Origin of the sequence: Rubrivirga halophila (assembly GCF_046845755.1) — a bacterium.
Lineage (GTDB): Bacteria > Bacteroidota > Rhodothermia > Rhodothermales > Rubricoccaceae > Rubrivirga.
This window is the reverse complement of the sequence record NZ_CP177357.1, coordinates 3,303,228-3,319,156: the sequence shown is the minus strand read 5'-3', so window position 1 is coordinate 3,319,156 and position 15,929 is coordinate 3,303,228. Positions and strand designations below refer to the sequence as shown.

The following is a 15,929-nucleotide window of genomic DNA, read 5'->3' as shown; positions in this document are numbered from 1 at the left end:
ATGGACCCCGCCCTCCTCGAAGACGAAGAGCCGTCGGCGCCGTTCTGGATGGCGACGTTCAGCGACATGATGACGCTGCTGCTGGCGTTCTTCGTGATGCTGGTGGCGATGTCGTCGGTCGAGGTCAAAAAGTTCGAGGAGGCCCTCAGCTACTTTACCGGCCGGACCGGCGTGATGCAGGAGGAGGGCCTGGCGCCCGGCATCATCGGGATCGCCGCCGAGAAGGACACCCGGGCCGACGCCGACGCCTTCGAGCAGATCTCTCGCCGCGTCGAGGAGGAAGGCCTGGGGGCGGCCGTCGAGCTGGCGCTGTCCGAGCGCGGCATCCGCGTCACCTTCGTCGACTCGATCGGGTTCGCGCCGGGCTCGGCCGCCCTCGACGGCCCGGCCACCACCGTCCTGGCCGTGGTCGCCGCCGGCGCGACGGTCGCCCGCGGCGTCGAGGTGGAGGGCCACACCGACAACGTGCCCATCGCGTCGGCCGTCTACCCCTCGAACTGGGAGCTCTCGGCGGCCCGCGCCGCCGCCGTGGTCCGGTTCCTCGCCGCCGACTCGTCGGCGCTCGCGCCCGACCGCTACGCGGCCGTCGGGTTCGGCGAGCACCGCCCGCGCGCGCCCAACGACATCCCCGAGGGCCGCGCCCGCAACCGCCGCATCTCCGTCCTCTTCCGCTCCACCCCCGGCGACGACGCCGACTTTGCTCCCCTGTTCGATGCCCGACGCTGACGCCCCCGTCAAGGCCCCCCGCTCCAAGAAGGCCTTTCTGATCCCCGTCCTCGCGCTCCTCATCGGCGCCGGCGGCGCCGTGGCCGTCGCTCAGCCCGAGGCCCTCCTCCAACTCACCGGCAACGCGCCGCCCGACTCGACGGCGGCTCCGGACCCGGCCGAGTTCGGCGTGTTTGCCGAGCTGGACGCCATCGTCGTCAACCCCCAAGGGACCGGCGGGCGGCGCTACCTGATGATCAAGCTGGGTGTCGAGGCCGAAGAGGAGAGGACCCTGGCACGCCTCGACGAGCTCCAGCCCGCCGCGGTCGACGCCGTCCACCACTTGCTCAGCTCGGAGACCGTCGAGCAGCTGTCGGACATCACGCTGCGCGACTCGCTCAAAGAGAACATCCGCACCCAGTTCAACACCATGCTGGGCGAAGACGGACCCATCACGCGGATCTACTTCACGCAGTACGTGCTGCAGTAGGTCCGGAGGGCACGGCGCGGCGTCTGGCCCAGTCCTTGCGTGGGGGTGGCCGTCCCCCCACCTCCATGTCCGCTGAGCTCAACCCCATCGTCCGCGCCAGGGCGCCCGCCGACGCGCGGTCCTACGACTTTGCGCGTCCGGTCGCGTGCTCCGACCGCCAGATCCGGACGATCGCCGAGGTGCACGCCGGGCTTACGAAACGACTCGCGGCGGCGCTCAGCAGCGCGCTCGACGAGCCGGTCGTGGTCCGCTGCGAAGGGGTGGCCGAGGTGCAGGCCCAGGACGTCGGCAACAGCCGCACCACGCCGATGGCCGCCTTCACGGCACGCCTCGGCCCCGGCGGCCCGGGCATCGTGCTCGACCTCGCCGCCGACCTCGCGCTGCTCTGGGTCGAGCGTCAACTCGGCGGCTCCGACCCCCTCGCCGGCTCGTCGCGGCCGCTCTCGGCGCTGGAGGAAGCCATCGTCGTGCGGGACTGGCTCCCGCACCTGACGGCGGCCCTCGCCGACGCCTGGGGCTCGCCCCCGATGGCGCTAGCGGCCGCCACGCCAGAGGCCGTCGCCCCCCTGCTGGGCGGCGACGAGGCGCCCGTGGTGGTGGTCTCGCTGGCCCTCGAGCTGGCGGGCGGGGCCACGCGCCTCTCGCTGACGTACCCCATCCCCGCGTTGCGCGTCCTGTTCGGCCTGGCCGCGGCCGCCCCCGGTGCGGCCCCCGCGCCCGCGCCGGTCGACGACCTGGCCGTCGAGGTGCGCGCCGAGCTGGGCCGCGTCCGCCTGCCCGTGGGCGACCTCCACGCCCTGGCCGTGGGCGACGTGATCCCCCTCGACCGGGCGCACGACGCGCCCGCGTCGGTCTGGATCGCCGACCGGCTCCGCTTCGAGGCTCGTCCGGGCACGCGTGGCAGCCGGATGGCCCTCGAAGTGCTCACCCTCCCCCACATCCCCCCGACCCCGTGACGCCCGACGCCCCCGAGACGACCGCCCCCGAGACGATTGCCGCCTCCGAGGCGGCCGCCGCCCCCGTCTCTTCCCCTTCGGCCGACCAGCCCCTCGGCGCGCTGCCCGACCTCTCGGGCCGCCCGGACCTCCCCGGGGCCAGCCTCCCGAACGGGCCCCTGGGGATGCTGGCGGACATCGAGATCGAGCTGACGGTCGAGTTCGGCCGTCGCCGCCTGCCCCTTTCCCAGGTGGCCGGGCTCGAGGTCGGCAGCGTTATCGAACTGGACTCGCTGGCGGGCGAGCCGCTCGTGATCTACGCGAATGGCCGCCGCATCGCCAGCGGCGACGCGGTCGTGGTGGACGGCCAGTTCGGCATCCGCATCCAGCAGATGGGGTAGGGGAGGGGCGCCCCGTCCGACCGCCCGCCGCGAGCACCGCCGTGCGGGCGCGAGGCCCCGGCTTGCGCCGGCCGCCGAGGCGCTTGCGATCGGTACGGCGCCTGTAGCCGGCTTCCCTCCCGGAGGGCGAGGGGACGCCGCAAGCGAGAGTCAGCTGTGGAGGGGCGGGGCGGTCGGCGACGACCGGCGGCCTCGGCCAGGCGGACGCCCGCCGCGTGGCCCCGCTGGCGCCAACGGGGGGGACCGCCGAGGCGAGCCCCGGCACGTGGTTGGCAACAGGGAGGACAGCCCCCGCCGCCGCCCGCATGACCGCTCCCTCTGACCTCCGCGCCCGCCTCGCCGCGCTCCCGCTCGATCGGGCCCCGCTGCGCCGCGCGGGCGTCCTGGCCGTGCTGCTGGTGGCCCTCCTCGTCGCCGGCAAGATGGTCGGCCCGTCGCGCCCGGCCCCGCCGGCCCGGCAGGATGTGCAGGCGGGGGCGGAAGCCGTTTCCGCCCCGGACCGCGGCCCGGAAACCTGGACCGGCGGGCGCGTGCTCGCCGTCGTCCTGCTGGTGGGCGGGGGGCTCGGCGCCCTCGCGCTCCGCCGCCGCCGCCCCGCGTCGGCCGCCGCCCGCCGCCTCGACGTGCTCGAGAGCCGCCCGCTCGGGGCCACGCCCGCCCTCCAGCTGGTCGCCTGCGCCGACGAGGTGCTGCTGGTGAGCGTCGCCGCCGACGGCGCCCGCGTCTTGCGCCACTGGCCACGCGACCGCTTCGACGGCGCGCCCGCGCTCGCCGAGGCCGATCGGCTCGCGCCTGCCGACCCGCTCGCGTCCGCCCCGGCGCCCGTCGTCCTCACTGTCCCGCCGCGCCCCGTCGTCGTGCCCTCGGCCGAGCCCGCCGCGTACCCCACCTTCGCCGAGGCGCTGGCGATCGCCGGCGGGCCGCCCGAGGCCGCTTGCCCAGACCCGGTCGCCAGCAGCCCCTTGCCTAGGATGTCCCCTCTCCCCGTGGGAGAGGGGCAGGGTGAAGGGGCGGCCGAGCGTATCGCTCTCCTCGATCCACCGAGCCTGGCCCCTCCTGTCCCGGAAGGGAACCGCAAGACCGCACCGGCTCCGGCCGCCAGCCTCCCCTGGACCGCCGCCCCCGTCGGGCTCCCCCAGTTCGGCGGGGCCCATGCGTAACGCAGCGCTCCTCCTCCTGCTCGCGCTCGCGGCCCCCGCGCTCGCCCAGCCCGCGATCGCGCCCGACGACCTCACGGTCGCCCAGCAGATCACCGACCAGGCCGTCGCCGACGCCGAGGCCGGCGCGCCGACCCAGCCGCTCGCGCCCGCCGCGCGCGAGCTGGCGCCCGTCGAGGACGGCGCCGGTCCGGCTCCGCCCCGGCGCGTCGGCCGGATGTCCGGCGCCTCGTCGCCCGTCCCCGGCGTCACGCTGACCGACGACGGCGACTACGCGCTCCCGGTCCAGCTCCTGCTGATGCTGACGGTGCTCACGCTGGCGCCGTCGATCCTGATCCTGATGACCAGCTTTACGCGGCTCGTCATCGTGTTCTCGATCCTGCGGACGGCGATGGGCATGCAGCAGAGCCCGCCGACCCAGGTCATCATCGGGCTCTCGCTGTTCCTGACGTTCTTCGTCATGCAGCCCGTCTTCGCCGAGATCGACGAGGGCGCCCTCCAGCCCTACCTCGACGGCCAGCTCGAGCAGCGCGAGGCGCTGGAGGTGGCCTCGAAGCCCATCAAGGGGTTCATGCTGGCCCACACGCGCGACAAGGACCTGGTCCTCTTCCTCGACCTCGCCGACCTCCCGCCAGTCGCCGCGGCCGCGGATGTGCCGCTCCACGTGCTCGTCCCGGCCTTCGTCATCTCCGAGCTCCGCGTGGCCTTCCAGATCGGGTTCATGCTCTTCCTGCCGTTCCTGGTCGTCGACCTCATCGTCGCGAGCGTGCTCATGTCGATGGGCATGATGATGCTGCCCCCGGTGATGATCTCGCTGCCGATCAAGCTCCTCCTCTTCGTGCTCACCGACGGCTGGTTCCTGATCGTCGAGTCCGTCGTCCGCGGCTATTTGGGGTGATGAGGGGAGGGTCATGGGTGATGGGCAGGGTGCTCGTCTCCCTCCCCTTCCACTGGCTTCCCAACTCATCACCCATCACTCGTCACCCCTTACTCCGTGACTCCTGAAACCGCCCTGTACTGGACCCAGACCGCGCTGACGCTGGCGCTGACCGTCGCGGCGCCGCTGCTGGGCGTGGCGCTCGCGGTCGGCCTGGCCGTCAGCCTGTTCCAGGCCATGACCTCCATCCAGGAGATGACGCTGAGCATGATCCCCAAGATGCTCGCCGTGGCCATCGTGCTCTTTCTGCTGTCGCCCTGGATGCTGGAGATGCTGACCGACTTCTCGGGCGAGGTCTTCCGCGCCATCGCCGAGGTGTCGCACTAGGGGAGAGGGATGGAGGCATGTGCCCTCTGCCCATCCCTCCAGTCCTCATCCCGCATCCCGCCCATGGCCCTCGACCCCGCCTCCCTGATCCGCCTCGCGCTCGTGTTCGCACGGGTGAGCGGCGTGCTGGCGTCGGCGCCGGTGTTCGGGCAGAAGGGGGTCCCGGTGACGGCGCGCGTGCTGCTGGGCGTGCTGCTGAGCCTGATCCTGACCGGGTTCGCGACGGACCCGCTGCCCGCCCACGCCGACCACCCCGTCGGCTTCCTGCTGGCGGTCGCGACGGAGGCGCTGACGGGCCTGCTGATGGGCTATGCGATCCGGTTCGTGTTCTGGGCCGTCGAGTTCGCCGGCGAGATGATCGGGTTCCAGATGAGCCTGTCGATGGCCCAGGCCTTCGACCCCATGAGCGGGTCGTCGGCGAACCCGCTGGGCAAGATGGTCTCGTGGCTGTTCTTGGTCCTGTTCGTCGCGCTCGACGGGCCGCAAGCCGTCGTCGCCGGGCTGGCGCGGTCGTTCGCGGCCGTCCCACTCGGCGGCGCGAACCTCGCCGCCAGCGGGCCGCTCCTGCTATCGTGGACCGGCGGCTTCTTCGTGACGGCCGTCCGCCTGGCGATGCCGTTCCTGGTCGCCCTGTTCCTGGTCGACGTCGCGCTCGGTGTGTTCGCGCGCGTCGTCCCCCAGGCCGACCTCTTCTCGATCAGCTTGCCGCTCAAGCTGTTGGCAGGCATGGCCATCGCCTCGGCCTTTGTGGGCACGCTGGTGCCGCTGGCGCCCGGCCTCGTCGAGGGCGCCACGGCCGGCCTCGACGCCCTGTTCGCCGCCATCGCGCCCTAGCTCGCTCGCCGCTGTGCCGGGGTGAGGAGCGGACGCCGAGCACACGCGGCAAACCGTTCCGGTGCCCGGCGCCTTGTGCCGCGCGAGCCCGCCGCGGGGCCGCTGAGGGTTGCCTGAGGCGCGTCGGAGGGCTGGCACAGGCCGTGCAAGGGGGCGGGCTCCACCGGCCCCCGCCATGTCCGACGCCCCCGACCGCAGCGACAAGCAGTTCGACGCGACGCCCCAGCGCCTCAAGAAGGCGATGGAGGACGGCAACGTCTACCGCTCGCGCGAGCTGGCCTCGGTCGCCCTGCTGGCGACGGCGATGGGCGTCTTCGCCGTCGGCATGGGCGGGGCCATGGGCACGCTCCACCAGATGACGGCGCGGATCTTTGCCGAGGCGCCGGACGCCGTCCTCACCCCGGCGTCGGTGCCCGACGTGCTCGCGCGCATCGGCGGCGACGTGATGTGGGTCGTAGGCCCGTTTTTCCTGGCCCTCGTGCTGGTCGCGCTCGGCGCCAACATCGCCCAGAGCGGGTGGACGTTCTCGACCAAGCCCCTCAAGCCCAAGGGCAGCCGGATTTCGCCCATGGAAGGCGCCAAGCGGCTGTTCTCCTCGAAGGGCGTCTTCGAGCTCGGCAAGGCGCTCGCGAAGGTCGTCGCCGTCGGGCCCGTCGTCTACCTCGCCCTTCGGGCGTGGCTGCCCGACATCCTGCTGCTCCACGCGATCCCGCTCGACGCCGGCATCGGCGCGGCGGGCGGGTGGGCGGCCGGCATGGTCGCCCAGATGCTGCTCGTGCTCGCGCTCATCTCGGGCGCCGACTACGCCTTCGGCAAGTGGAAGCACACCCAGGACCTCAAGATGACTTTCCAGGAGGTCAAGGACGAGGGCAAGGAGTCCGAGGGCGACCCCCAACTCAAGGGCAAGCGCCGGGCGATCGCGCGCGAGCGGGCCTCGGGCCCGCGCCTCGACCACGCCGTCCTCAAGGCCGACGTGATCGTGACCAACCCGACGCACTACGCCGTCGCGCTCCAGTACGACCTGGCCGAAGGGCCCGCGCCCAAGGTGCTCGTCAAGGGCATGCGCAAGCGCGCGCTCCGCATCAAGGCGCTCGCGGCCGAGAACGGCGTGCCGACCGTCGAGGACGTGCCGCTCGCGCGCGCGCTCCACGCGACCGTCGACGAGGGCGCCTTTATCGACGAGGCGCTCTACCAGGCCGTCGCGGCCGTCCTCGCGGAGGTCTACCGCCAGCGAGGGACCCCGTGATGCGCCTCCCTTTTCGGCTCCGCCCCGGCTCGCTGCCGTGCCCCGCCCGCCCCGGTCGGGCGACCGCCCGGCGCGCCACCCGCCGCAGGCCCGCGGCGGCCCCCCTCACGATCTCCGCCCGACGCCCGCTGTGACCGACCGCCCCCCTGTCTTCCGCCTCAACGGCGAGGTCTTCGCGGCCGTCGGCCTCGTGCTGGTGCTGTTCGTGATGGTGGTGCCGCTGCCCGGCTTCCTCCTCGACTTCCTGCTGGCGACGAACATCGCCATCAGCCTGGCCGTGCTGCTGACGGCGTTCTACGCCGAGCGGCCGCTCGACTTCGGCATCTTCCCGGGCCTCCTCCTGCTCACGACGCTGTTCCGGCTGTCGTTGAACGTGGCCTCGACGCGCCTCATCCTGGGCGAGGCCCGGGCGGGCGCGCTCATCGACGCGTTCGGCGAGTTCGTCGTGTCGGGGAATTACGTCGTCGGCGCGATCGTCTTCATCGTCCTGGTGCTCATCAACTTCGTGGTCATCACGAAGGGCTCGGGCCGCATCGCCGAGGTCGGCGCCCGGTTCACGCTCGACGCGCTCCCGGGCAAGCAGATGGCGATCGACGCCGACCTCAACGCCGGGCTCATCGGCGAGGACGAGGCCAAGCAGCGCCGCTCCGATGTCTCCCGCGAAGCCGACTTCTACGGTGCCATGGACGGCGCCTCGAAGTTCGTCCGCGGCGACGCCATGGCGGGCCTCGTCATCACGGCCATCAACGTCATCGGCGGGCTCATCATCGGGGTCGCCCAGCACGGGATGACGCCCGGCGAGGCGGCCCAGACGTTCACGCTCCTGTCCATCGGCGACGGGCTCGTCAGCCAGATCCCGGCGCTCCTGATCTCGACGGCCGCCGGCCTGATCGTGAGCCGCGCCTCGGGCCAGGGCAACCTGTCCGGCGAGGCGAGCGCCCAGCTCCTCGGCCGCCCCGAGGCCTTGTTCGTGACGGCCGCCTTCATGGCGCTCCTGGGCGTCCTGCCCGGCCTCCCGCTCGCCCCGTTCTGGGCGCTCGCGGGCGGCATCGGCTTTGTCGCCCTGCGCCGCGCGAACGTCGTCGCCGACGAGGCCCACGCCGACGCCCAGGTGCCGGAGGCGGGCCCCACACCCGAGCCCGAGCCCGCCGACTTGCTGCTCGTCGATGAACTCGAGCTCGAGGTCGGCTACGGGCTGATCGCGATGGTGGACCCGAACCAGGGCGGCGACCTGCTGGAGCGCGTGGCCATGCTGCGGCGCCAGCTGGCCGTCGAGATGGGCGTCGTGGTCCCGTCCGTCCGCATCCGCGACAACGCCGAGCTGGGCACGAACGACTACGTGGTCAAGCTGCGCGGCAACCCGGTGGCTCGGGGCGAGGCCCTGCCGGGCTACCACCTCGCGCTCCTGCTCGACCCCGACGAGGAGGTCCCGCCGGGCATCCGCACGACCGACCCGACCTTCGGGCTCGACGCCGTCTGGGTGGCCGAGCGCTCGCTGCCCGAGGCCGAGCGGCTGGGGCTGGCGACCGTCGAGGCGCCGGCCGTCGTGGCGACGCACCTGCTGGAGACGTTCCGCACCCACGCCCACTGCCTGCTGACGCGCCAGAACACGCGCGAGCTGCTCGACAAGGTGCAGGAGCAGGCGCCCGCGCTCGTGGCCGAGCTGGTCCCGGACCAGCTCTCGGTCGGCGCCATCCAGCGCGTCCTCAAGGGGCTCTTGCGCGAGCGCGTCCCCATCCGCGACCTCGTCTTGATCCTCGAGGCGCTCGCGGACCGCGCGGCGACCACCAAGAGCCCCGAGGTGCTGACCGAGTTCGCCCGCGCCGCCCTCGCCCCGACGCTCACCGAGCACTACGCCGGGGCCGACGGCCGCCTCCGCGTCGTCGTCCTCGACCCGGCCTTGGAGCACCACTTGCTAGAGAGGGCCCAGGCCGGCGACCTCAACCCGGCCACGCTCGGGCTCGACCCCGAGCGCGCCGCCCGGTTCCAGGCCGAGGCCGACGCCCAACTCACCCCGCTGATCGCCGACGGACGGCCCCCCATCCTGCTGACCTCCCCCGTGCTCCGCGCCACGCTCTTCGCCTTCCTCGACCCGGCCGTGGCCGACGTGTCGGTGCTGAGCTACCAGGACCTGGTGCCCGAGGCGCCGGTCGACGTGGAGGCCCAGATCAGCCTGCCCTAGCCCCTGAGGCCCGATTATGACGCTCCAAACGCTTACCGGCCCGTCCATCCGCGAGGCCCTCGCCGACGCCCGCCGCCTGTTCGGCCCGGACGTGGTGTTGCTCCAGTCGGCCCCCGCCGTCGGCGGCGACCCGGCGTCGGTGACGGTCGCCTTCGACGTGGCGCCCGCCGCCCCGGCCCCCGCTCCCACGGCGCCCGCGGCGGCCTCGACCACGGGCGCCGCCCGGGTCTACGGCTACGGCGCCCCCCGGAAGCGTCGTCCGGCCCCCACGGAATCGGTTGCCGCCGCCCTGCTCGACGACCTCGGCTTGGCCGGCGCCCTCCCGCCCGCCGGCCAGAACGCCCCCGCCGCGGCCGCCAGCCCCGCCGCGGCCACCAGCGTGGAGGGCCCGGCACGCCAGGCCCCCACGGGTGCCGACCGGGCGGAGCCGGCCACCCCCTCCGCCAGCGCCCCCGGCACTCCCGAGCCCGCCGCCAGCGCCGCCGCCCTCGCCGCCCTCCAGGCTCGGCTGGCCGATCTCGAGGCCGCCCTCGAGGCCGTCCGCCCCGTGCCCGCGCCCGCCCGCCCGCCCGTCGTGTTCGTCGGCCCCGCTGGCGACGGCAAGTCGTCCCTCGCGCTCGGCCTCGCCCGCGCGCCGGCGCTCGCCGAGGCGCGCTGCCCCGCCGCCATCGTGGTCGCATCCGAAGGGGACGCGCCCGACGCCGCCGCTCGCTTCTGGACCGCCGGGGTCCCCGCCGCCGTCGTCCGCACCGCCGACGAGGTCCGCGACGCGCTCCGCACGTTCGCCGACGCCGACCTGCTCGTCGTCGACACGCCCGCGCTCTCGCTCGACCCCGCCCGGGCCACGGCGCAGGTCGCCCGGCTCGGCGCGCTGCTGGCGCCGCTCGGCGCCGTCGAGGTCGTGCTCGCCGTCAGCGCCGCGCGCTCGCACGAGACGCTGGCTGCCGAGACGCTCGACGCGCTTGGCCTCCGCCCCGACGCGCTCGCGCTGACCCGGCTCGACGAGGTCGCCGACCCCGCCTCCGAAGCCTGGACGCGCGCGCTCGCGCTCCCCCTCCGGTTCGTCTCCGCCGCGCCCGGCGCCGTCGAGGCCGCCCCCGCGCCCGCCGCCGCCGACGGGCCGCCGCTCTCCGACATCGTGCTCGGCCCGCTCGCCGGGCCCGTGCGGACCGAGGCCACCTCGCCGCCGCTCGCGCTGTCGACGCCCCGCCCCGCCCCCGCGTCCCTGCCCGACGGGACCGTCGAGCCGGCCCTGGGCGCCGCCGCCCGCCCCGCGGCCCCGGCCCCCTACTGGCGCCCGCTCCCCGCCGAGCGCGCCCGGACGATCGCGGCGCCCCCCTCCTCCGACCTCTGGGCGCTCGTCGCCCCCGCCTCCACTCTCGCCGTCTGATCCATGTTTGAGACCCCCACCCGAGGCCTCGTCGTCGCCGTCGTCAGCGGCAAGGGCGGCACCGGCAAAAGCACGCTCGCCGTCAACCTCGCCGCCACGCTCGCGGCCGACGGGTGCGCCGTGGCGCTGCTCGACGCCGACCCCTGCCAGAGCTCGTGCGCGACGCTCCTCAACGAGTCGCCGTCGGCCAGCGTCGAGGCCGTCGCGCGCGGCGCCGTCGCCGCCGAGCGCGTCTTCCACCAGACGGCCTCCGGCCTGACCCTCGTCTGCGGCGGCACCGCCGCCGGGTTCGCCGACCTCGGCGACGCCTTCTACGACGCCTTCGACGACGTGCTCGACCTCGCCATCGAGCGCTACGACCTCGTCCTGATCGACGCGCCGGCCGGGCTGGAGGCGCCGGTCCAGTGGGCCCTCGACCGCGCCGACACCGGGCTGCTCGTCGTCGTCGGCGAGCCGACGGCCGTGACGGGCGCCTACGCCCTGGCCAAGGCCGTCTGGCACACCGACCCCGGCTTCCCGCTCCTCGCCGTCGTCAACGCCGCCGACGCCGACGCCGAGGCGGCCCAGACGGCCGAGCGGTTCGGCGCGCTGACGGCCCAGTTCCTGGGCCAGTCCCCGACGCCCGTCGGCTACGTGCCCTACGACGTGCACGTCCGAGGCGCCGCCCGCGACCAGGTGCCGGCCGTCCAGCGCTCGGCGCCGCTCCGGGCCGCCTTCGCCGGGCTGGCGACCGCGCTGGCGCCCCTCCTCCCCGCCCGCGCCTAACCGCCCGCGCCCTGTTCCTTCCTCCCACCGATCGATCCGTGTCCAACCTCCAGACCTACGCCGAGCGCTACCACGCCTCCCCGACCCCGCTCCACCGCGAGGCCGCCGTGCTCGCGGGCGTCCCCCTCGTCCGCTCGATCGCGGGGAAGGTCCCCGTCCCGGACTCGCCGCTCGCCTGCCGCGAGGACCTCGAGGGGGCCGGGCTCGTCGCGCTCGTCGAGGCGCTCGACTCGTACGACCCGTCGGTCGGTGCCAAGTTCATGACCTACGCCTACCTCCGGGTGCGCGGGGCGATCGTGGACTACCTCCGCAAGCTCGACGTGCTCTCGCTCGACAAGCGCCGTCGGATGGCTGAGGCCGGGCGCGTCGCGGAGGCGCTCCGCCAGGAGCGCGGGGCCGAGCCGCCCGACCGCGACATCGCCGCGCGGATGGGCATCTCGGTGGCCGACTACGACCGCCTGCTCGTCGAGGCCCAGGCCCGGTTCGCGCTCTCCTTCGACGCGCCGGCCTACGACGACGGCGGGAGCCTCCACGAGACCATCGGCGACACCGACGACCGGTTCGCCGGGGCCGACCGCGACCACACGCTCGCGCTCGCGCGGAGCGTCATCGAGAACCTCCCCCAGCGCACGCGCGCCATGGTGGCGATGTACTACGACGAGGGCTTGACGCTCCGCCAGATCGGCCAGGTGTTCGAGGTCAGCGAGGCCCGCGTCTCCCAGATCCTGGGCAAGACCATGCTGACCATCCGCGCCCAACTCGAGCAGGAGCCCGCCGACGCCCCGGCGACGCCGTCGCCCACGCCGACGCTCATCATCCGGACGCCCCCGGCCTCCACCGACGCCCCCTCGAGGCCCGCCGCCCGCCGCGAGGTCTCCGTGGGCCCGCTTCTGTAAACGCGCGCGGCGCTAGCCGGCCGCCGGGAGGTGCGCGTCGAGCCAGCGCCGGACCTCGGCCTCGGGCAGGGCGCCCGTGAACTCGCCGGCGACCTCGCCGGCGACGAACAGCTTGACCGCCGGAATCCCGCGCACGCCGTACGCCTGCGCGAGGCCGGGCTGCCCGTCGCTGTTGACCTTGACCAGCCGCCAGCGCCCCCCGGACTCACGCGCCAGCTTTTCGATCGTCGGGCCGAGGACCCGGCACGGCCCGCACCACGGGGCCCAGAAGTCGACCACGACCGGCTTGTCGTGGCTCTTGTCGAGCACCTCGCGTTGGAAAAACGGGGGGACGGCCATGGCGAAGGAGGGGAGAGCCCCCGCTACGCCAACGCCCGCATCTGCGATCCGCGCCTACTCGACCACGACGCGGTGGCGCGTGACCAGCGACGTCCGGTCTGCCCCTCCGCACGCCACCGACTCGACCTCGACGGCCGCCTCGAAGGCCACCTCGCCCGCGTCGAGTTGGGCGACGCTCGGGCTTCCATCGACGAGCTCGAGGGGCGTCATCACCTCGACGATGAAGCGCGCCGTGGGCGCCATCGCCCCTTGCGCACCGGGCCACTCGTAGAGGACCTGCGGCTCGCTGCCGGCCGGGGTCCAGATCAGGCGAAACGACCAGCCGGCGGCGAGGGCGTGGTTGCCGCCCGGTCGTTGGCCGTTGTACGCCGCGCTCAGGAAGAACCGCTCGCCGACCCGGAGGGTGTCGCCTGGGGCCGGGTTGAACAGCAAGGGCGCCTGGGCGAATTCGCTCACCGGGAACGGGCAGGCGTCGGCGGGCTCGGGCGCGACGGGCGCCGCGTCGCAGCCGACGAAGAGGGCCAGCGAGAGGCAGAAGAGGGCGCGCATGGGCGTGGGGGTCCTGACGGACGTGAACCTAGCCGACGCCAACGCCGGATCCGATCCCGACCGCCGTGCCCTCCCGGGGCTCGCGCGGTGGAGCTTCGGCCCACCCGTCCCGTAGGAGCCGTTCGCCCCGCCATCTCCATGCCCCTGCCCGATACCTCCGCTCCGCCTCCGCGCGAGGCCTGGCTCCGCGGCCCCGTCGCCGGCGTGCCCGCCTTGGTGCAGCCCGTCGCCCACGCGCTCGTGCAGGCGCGCGACGAGGTGGCGGCGCTCGCGGCCGAGCTCCCGCCCGACGCGCTGTGGGACCGCCCCGGCGGCGCGGCCTCGGCGGGTTTCCACCTCGCCCACCTCGCGGGCGTGCTCGACCGGATGCTGACGTATGCGCGCGGCGAACCCCTCGCCGAGCGCCAGCTCGCGGCGCTCGCGTCCGAGGGCGTTCCCAATCCCGACGCGACGCCCGTCGCCCTCGCCGACGCCTTTGCCCGGAGCGTCGACGCCGCGCTCGCCCAGCTCCGCGCGACGGACCCGACGACACTCACCGACGCCCGGACGGTCGGGCGCCAGCAGATCCTGCAGACGCACATCGGCCTGCTCGTCCACGCCGCCGAGCACACGACGCGCCACGTCGGCCAGCTGTTGGTCACCGTCCGCGTGGTGACGGCGGGCCCGCGGCAGTAGAGCGCCCACGCCCTCTCGGCGTAGGGACACACCGGCGGTGTGTCCCTACCGCCCGCCGACGCCTCGGCTGTCGTTCACCGTCGCCCCGCCTTGCGCTCGCCCGCCGACGGCGGCACCTTGGCGCCGCACCCGCCGCCGACCCATGCCCGACCGCATCGCCCCCTCCGACGCCTTCCGCCAGCAGGCCCTCGTCCCGTCGCGTGCGGCCTTCGACGCCCTCTACCGGCGCTCCGTCGACGACCCCGAGGGGTTCTGGCGCGAGCAGGCCGCCCGCGTCGACTGGATGACGCCCTTCGAGACCGTCAAGGCCGTGAGCTTCGGGCCCGGCGACGTGTCAATCCGCTGGTACCCCGACGGCACGCTCAACGCCTGCCACAACGCGCTCGACCGACACGTCGCCGCGGGTCGGGGCGACAAGACGGCCTTGATCTTCGAGCCCGACGACCCGACCGACGACGCGCGCCACATCTCGTACGCCGACGCGCTCGCCGAGGTGGAACGGCTCGCAAACGTGCTCTTGAGCCTGGGCGTCGAGCGCGGTGACCGCGTCACGATCTACCTCCCGATGATCCCCGAAGCCGCGTATGCCATGCTGGCGTGCGCGCGCATCGGGGCCATCTTCTCGGTCGTCTTCGCCGGCTTCAGCCCCGAAGCGCTGGCGGGCCGGCTGGTCGACGCCGCCAGCGACGTCGTGATCACCGCCGACGAGGGGCGGCGCGGCGGCAAGCGCGTCCCGCTGAAGGCGAACGTCGACGCGGCGGTCGACAAGGCCGAGGCGCAGGGGCAGCCGGTCCGCCACGTGCTCGTGGTCCGCAACACGGGCGCGGATGTGCCGAGCACCGACCGCGACACCTGGCTCCACGCCGCCGCCGCGGCCGTCGACGCGTCCTGCCCGTGCGCCGAGATGGGCGCCGAGGACCCCCTCTTCATCTTGTACACCTCGGGCTCGACGGGCAAACCGAAGGGTGTCGTCCACACGACGGGCGGCTACCTCGTCTACGCCAGCCTCACGCACGAGCTCGTCTTCGACCTCCGCCCCGGCGACGTCTTCTGGTGCACCGCCGACGTCGGCTGGATTACCGGCCACAGCTACATCGTGTTCGGACCGATGGTGAACGGCGCGACGCAGGTCTTTTTCGAGGGCATCCCGACGTTCCCCGACGCCGGCCGGTTCTGGGACGTGGTCGACCGCCACAAGGTGACCCAGTTCTACACGGCCCCGACGGCGATCCGCGCGCTGATGGCCCAGGGCGACGAGTTCGTGACCTCGCGCGACCGCTCCAGCCTGCGCCTGCTCGGGACGGTCGGCGAGCCCATCAACCCCGAGGCGTGGCGGTGGTACTCGGAGGTCGTCGGCGACGGCCGGTGCCCCGTCGTCGACACGTGGTGGCAGACCGAGACCGGCGGCATCATGATCGTCGGGCTGCCCGGCGCCGTCGACCAGACGCCGGGCGCCGCCGGCCTCCCGTTCCTGGGCGTCCAGCCTGCCGTCGTCGACGCCGAGGGGACGACGCTGGAGGGCGCCGCCGAGGGGTTGCTCGTCTTGACCGACAGCTGGCCCGGCCAGGCGCGGACCGTCTACCGCGACCACGCGCGCTTTGTCCAGACCTATTTCACGGCCTTCCCGGGCCGCTACTTCACCGGCGACGGCTGCCGCCGCGACGCCGACGGCACGTACTGGATCACTGGCCGCGTCGACGACGTGATCAACGTGTCGGGCCACCGGATGGGCACGGCCGAGGTCGAGAGCGCGCTCGTGCTGCACCCGGCGGTCGCCGAGGCTGCTGTGGTCGGCGTGCCGCACGCCATCAAGGGGCAGGGCATCTACGCCTACGTCACGCTTGGCGCCGAGCGCGAGCCGACGGACGCGCTACGCGCCGAGCTGATCGCCCACGTCCGCACGGTCATCAGCCCCATCGCCGCGCCCGAGGCCATCCAGTTCGCACCCGCGCTCCCCAAGACGCGCTCCGGCAAGATCATGCGCCGCATCCTGCGCAAGATCGCCGAGGGCACGGCCGACACACTCGGCGACACCTCTACCCTGGCGGACCCCGAAGTCGTCGACCGACTCGTCGAGGGGCGTCAGGCCGACTGACCGCGC

The 15,929-nt window shown here is 74.1% G+C and carries 17 protein-coding genes; 15 read left to right on the top strand and 2 right to left on the bottom strand.

From position 1 onward, the window contains the following. The 13 genes from ACLIRP_RS14520 to ACLIRP_RS14460 all read left to right on the top strand — a co-directional run bounded on the left by ACLIRP_RS14520 (position 1) and on the right by ACLIRP_RS14460 (position 12,265). Entirely contained in the window at positions 1–726 is a 726-nt protein-coding gene (locus ACLIRP_RS14520; RefSeq protein ID WP_412061179.1) for a flagellar motor protein MotB, read from the top strand. After that, positions 713–1,195: a flagellar basal body-associated protein FliL gene (gene fliL / locus ACLIRP_RS14515; protein ID WP_412061178.1), complete on the top strand. Its 483-nt coding sequence runs from the start codon at positions 713–715 to the stop codon at positions 1,193–1,195. Before ACLIRP_RS14520 ends, fliL begins: the two co-directional genes overlap by 14 nt. Positions 1,196–1,260: 65 nt before the next feature. After that, entirely contained in the window at positions 1,261–2,151 is an 891-nt protein-coding gene (locus ACLIRP_RS14510; RefSeq protein WP_412061177.1) for a FliM/FliN family flagellar motor switch protein, read from the top strand. Beyond that, positions 2,148–2,531 carry a flagellar motor switch protein FliN gene (locus tag ACLIRP_RS14505; RefSeq protein ID WP_412061176.1) on the top strand — a complete coding sequence of 128 codons (384 nt, stop codon included), beginning with the start codon at positions 2,148–2,150 and terminating at the stop codon, positions 2,529–2,531. Before ACLIRP_RS14510 ends, ACLIRP_RS14505 begins: the two co-directional genes overlap by 4 nt. A gap of 305 nt (positions 2,532–2,836) precedes the next feature. Beyond that, positions 2,837–3,691, top strand: a complete 855-nt coding sequence (locus ACLIRP_RS14500) for a flagellar biosynthetic protein FliO (RefSeq protein ID WP_412061175.1) — start codon at positions 2,837–2,839, stop codon at positions 3,689–3,691. Between the two features lie 214 nt (positions 3,692–3,905). After that, positions 3,906–4,586, top strand: a complete 681-nt coding sequence (gene fliP, locus ACLIRP_RS14495) for a flagellar type III secretion system pore protein FliP (protein ID WP_412063721.1) — start codon at positions 3,906–3,908, stop codon at positions 4,584–4,586. Positions 4,587–4,682: 96 nt separating this feature from the next. Next, positions 4,683–4,952, top strand: a complete 270-nt coding sequence (gene fliQ / locus ACLIRP_RS14490) for a flagellar biosynthesis protein FliQ (protein WP_412061174.1) — start codon at positions 4,683–4,685, stop codon at positions 4,950–4,952. A 63-nt stretch (positions 4,953–5,015) separates the two neighbouring features. After that, the gene (fliR, locus tag ACLIRP_RS14485; RefSeq protein WP_412061173.1) at positions 5,016–5,786 is read left to right on the top strand and encodes a flagellar biosynthetic protein FliR; all 771 of its coding nucleotides are present in this window, start codon (positions 5,016–5,018) and stop codon (positions 5,784–5,786) included. A gap of 175 nt (positions 5,787–5,961) precedes the next feature. Continuing rightward, complete coding sequence (locus ACLIRP_RS14480; protein WP_412061172.1) at positions 5,962–7,032, top strand: flagellar biosynthesis protein FlhB; 1,071 nt, start codon at positions 5,962–5,964, stop codon at positions 7,030–7,032. A 130-nt stretch (positions 7,033–7,162) separates the two neighbouring features. Beyond that, positions 7,163–9,214 carry a flagellar biosynthesis protein FlhA gene (gene flhA / locus ACLIRP_RS14475; protein ID WP_412061171.1) on the top strand — a complete coding sequence of 684 codons (2,052 nt, stop codon included), beginning with the start codon at positions 7,163–7,165 and terminating at the stop codon, positions 9,212–9,214. Positions 9,215–9,230: 16 nt separating this feature from the next. Next, positions 9,231–10,604: a hypothetical protein gene (locus tag ACLIRP_RS14470; RefSeq protein WP_412061170.1), complete on the top strand. Its 1,374-nt coding sequence runs from the start codon at positions 9,231–9,233 to the stop codon at positions 10,602–10,604. A 3-nt stretch (positions 10,605–10,607) separates the two neighbouring features. Then, positions 10,608–11,369: a MinD/ParA family protein gene (locus ACLIRP_RS14465; RefSeq protein WP_412061169.1), complete on the top strand. Its 762-nt coding sequence runs from the start codon at positions 10,608–10,610 to the stop codon at positions 11,367–11,369. 38 nt (positions 11,370–11,407) lie between these two features. After that, positions 11,408–12,265 (top strand): sigma-70 family RNA polymerase sigma factor, encoded by an 858-nt coding sequence (locus tag ACLIRP_RS14460; protein ID WP_412061168.1) that lies wholly within the window; start codon positions 11,408–11,410, stop codon positions 12,263–12,265. Positions 12,266–12,277: 12 nt separating this feature from the next. Here the strand turns inward: ACLIRP_RS14460 and ACLIRP_RS14455 are convergent, their stop codons facing one another. After that, positions 12,278–12,604 carry a thioredoxin family protein gene (locus tag ACLIRP_RS14455; protein WP_412061167.1) on the bottom strand — a complete coding sequence of 109 codons (327 nt, stop codon included), beginning with the start codon at positions 12,602–12,604 and terminating at the stop codon, positions 12,278–12,280. Between the two features lie 54 nt (positions 12,605–12,658). Then, positions 12,659–13,153: a hypothetical protein gene (locus ACLIRP_RS14450; RefSeq protein WP_412061166.1), complete on the bottom strand. Its 495-nt coding sequence runs from the start codon at positions 13,151–13,153 to the stop codon at positions 12,659–12,661. A 138-nt stretch (positions 13,154–13,291) separates the two neighbouring features. Between ACLIRP_RS14450 and ACLIRP_RS14445 the strand changes: the two genes are divergently transcribed. Then, entirely contained in the window at positions 13,292–13,828 is a 537-nt protein-coding gene (locus tag ACLIRP_RS14445; protein ID WP_412061165.1) for a DinB family protein, read from the top strand. A 142-nt stretch (positions 13,829–13,970) separates the two neighbouring features. Then, entirely contained in the window at positions 13,971–15,923 is a 1,953-nt protein-coding gene (acs, locus tag ACLIRP_RS14440) for an acetate--CoA ligase (RefSeq protein ID WP_412061164.1), read from the top strand. Positions 15,924–15,929 lie beyond the last annotated feature (6 nt).

Excerpts from the sequence above, each read along its gene's own strand:
- acs (WP_412061164.1), top strand. The coding sequence starts at position 13,971 with ATGCCCGACCGCATCGCCCCCTCCGACGCCTTCCGCCAGCAGGCCCTC.
- ACLIRP_RS14510 (WP_412061177.1), top strand. The coding sequence starts at position 1,261 with ATGTCCGCTGAGCTCAACCCCATCGTCCGCGCCAGGGCGCCCGCCGAC.
- ACLIRP_RS14470 (WP_412061170.1), top strand. The coding sequence starts at position 9,231 with ATGACGCTCCAAACGCTTACCGGCCCGTCCATCCGCGAGGCCCTCGCC.
- ACLIRP_RS14450 (WP_412061166.1), bottom strand. The coding sequence starts at position 13,153 with ATGCGCGCCCTCTTCTGCCTCTCGCTGGCCCTCTTCGTCGGCTGCGAC.
- ACLIRP_RS14480 (WP_412061172.1), top strand. The coding sequence starts at position 5,962 with ATGTCCGACGCCCCCGACCGCAGCGACAAGCAGTTCGACGCGACGCCC.
- fliP (WP_412063721.1), top strand. The coding sequence starts at position 3,906 with ATGTCCGGCGCCTCGTCGCCCGTCCCCGGCGTCACGCTGACCGACGAC.
- ACLIRP_RS14500 (WP_412061175.1), top strand. The coding sequence starts at position 2,837 with ATGACCGCTCCCTCTGACCTCCGCGCCCGCCTCGCCGCGCTCCCGCTC.
- ACLIRP_RS14520 (WP_412061179.1), top strand. The coding sequence starts at position 1 with ATGGACCCCGCCCTCCTCGAAGACGAAGAGCCGTCGGCGCCGTTCTGG.
- ACLIRP_RS14465 (WP_412061169.1), top strand. The coding sequence starts at position 10,608 with ATGTTTGAGACCCCCACCCGAGGCCTCGTCGTCGCCGTCGTCAGCGGC.
- fliR (WP_412061173.1), top strand. The coding sequence starts at position 5,016 with ATGGCCCTCGACCCCGCCTCCCTGATCCGCCTCGCGCTCGTGTTCGCA.
- ACLIRP_RS14455 (WP_412061167.1), bottom strand. The coding sequence starts at position 12,604 with ATGGCCGTCCCCCCGTTTTTCCAACGCGAGGTGCTCGACAAGAGCCAC.
- ACLIRP_RS14445 (WP_412061165.1), top strand. The coding sequence starts at position 13,292 with ATGCCCCTGCCCGATACCTCCGCTCCGCCTCCGCGCGAGGCCTGGCTC.
- fliL (WP_412061178.1), top strand. The coding sequence starts at position 713 with ATGCCCGACGCTGACGCCCCCGTCAAGGCCCCCCGCTCCAAGAAGGCC.